General features: G+C 73.8%; 2 protein-coding genes. Both read left to right on the top strand.

Annotation, left to right across the window (positions count from 1 at the left end):
* Window positions 1-6: 6 nt before the first annotated feature.
* Window positions 7-849 carry a TIM barrel protein gene (locus tag ACH4OW_RS39065; RefSeq protein WP_398033688.1) on the top strand — a complete coding sequence of 281 codons (843 nt, stop codon included), beginning with the start codon at window positions 7-9 and terminating at the stop codon, window positions 847-849.
* Window positions 850-876: 27 nt separating this feature from the next.
* Window positions 877-1433: NAD(P)-binding domain-containing protein (locus ACH4OW_RS39060; RefSeq protein WP_398033685.1), on the top strand; the 557-nt coding region annotated here is incomplete at its 3' end.

The following is a 1433-nucleotide window of genomic DNA, read 5'->3' as shown; positions in this document are numbered from 1 at the left end:
TCCCTCATGGGTTTCTCGGACGCGCGTTTCAACGTCAACCTGTCGATCCTGTTCACCGAGCTGCCGCTGCTGGAACGGCCGGCGGCGGCCGCCGCGGCGGGCTTCGACGCGGTGGAGCTGTGGTGGCCGTGGCCCGACGCCCCGGTCCCCGCCCGCCGGGACCTGGACGCGCTGCGCACCGCGCTGCAGGACGCCGGGACCCGCCTGGTGGGCCTGAACTTCTACGCCGGCCAGCTGCCCGGCCCCGACCGCGGCGCCCTGTCGGTGCCCGGCGAGGCATCCGCGCGCTTTCGCGCGAACGTGGACGTGGCCGCGGACTTCGCCCAGTCGCTGGGCTGCACCGCCCTCAACGCCCTGTACGGCAACCGCATCGAAGGCATCGACCCCGCAGCCCAGGACGCCCTCGCCCTGGAGAACCTGACGCTGGCCGCCCGCGCCGCCCACCGCATCGGCGCCACTCTGCTCATCGAGGCCCTCAACGCCGCCGAATCCCCCCACTGCCCGATCGTCTCCGCCCCCAAGGCCATCGAGGTGGTCGACGCGGTCAACGCCGCCACCGGCCTGGACAACGCCCGCTTCCTGATGGACCTCTACCACCTGGCCCAAAACGGCGAGGACCTGGAAGAGGCCATCGACCGCTACACCGCCCGGACCGGCCACGTCCAGATCGCCGACAGCCCCGGCCGCGGCGCCCCCGGCACCGGCACCCTCCCCCTCGACGACCTCCTGCAGCGGCTGCGCACCCGCGGCTACACCGGCTGGACCGGCCTGGAATACCAGCCCGGCAACGGCCCCAGCGCCGGCGCCTTCGCCTGGCTGCCCCGCCCCCTGCGCACCGCCACCCCCTGACCCGCCCCGCACCGAAAGGCCCCGCACATGAGCACCCTTCCCCACATCGCCTGGATCGGACTGGGCATCATGGGCGCGCCCATGGCCGAGAACCTGCTCAAGGCCGGCTACCAGGTCACCGGCTACACCCTGGAACCGGACAAGCTGCAGCGGCTGGCCGCGGCCGGCGGCACCCCCGCCACCTCCCTCGCCCAGGCCGTGCGCGACGCCGACGTCGTCATCACCATGGTGCCCGCCTCCCCGCAGGTCGAGGCCATCGCCTACGGCCCCGACGGCATCCTGGCCAACGCCCGCCGCGGCGCCCTGCTCATCGACATGTCCTCCATCACCCCGCAGACCTCCGTCGAGTTGGCCGCCGCCGCGGCCGAACGCGGCATCCGGGTGCTGGACGCCCCGGTCTCCGGCGGCGAGGCCGGCGCCATCGAAGCCGTCCTGTCCATCATGGTCGGCGGGAATCAGGAGGACTTCGACGCCGCCTCCCCGCTGCTGGAGGCCCTGGGCACCACCATCGTGCGCTGCGGCCCGCACGGCGCCGGCCAGACCGTCAAGGCCGCCAACCAGCTCATCGTCGCCGTCAACCTCCA

Source organism: Streptomyces sp. NPDC017056 (assembly GCF_044332485.1).
GTDB lineage: Bacteria > Actinomycetota > Actinomycetes > Streptomycetales > Streptomycetaceae > Streptomyces.
Note: the sequence above shows the minus strand (reverse complement) of the source record. Positions and strands in the feature narration are given on the sequence as shown.

What these genes read in the sequence shown, in the direction of transcription:
- ACH4OW_RS39065 (WP_398033688.1), top strand. Translation starts at nt 7, where the DNA reads ATGGGTTTCTCGGACGCGCGTTTCAACGTCAACCTGTCGATCCTGTTC.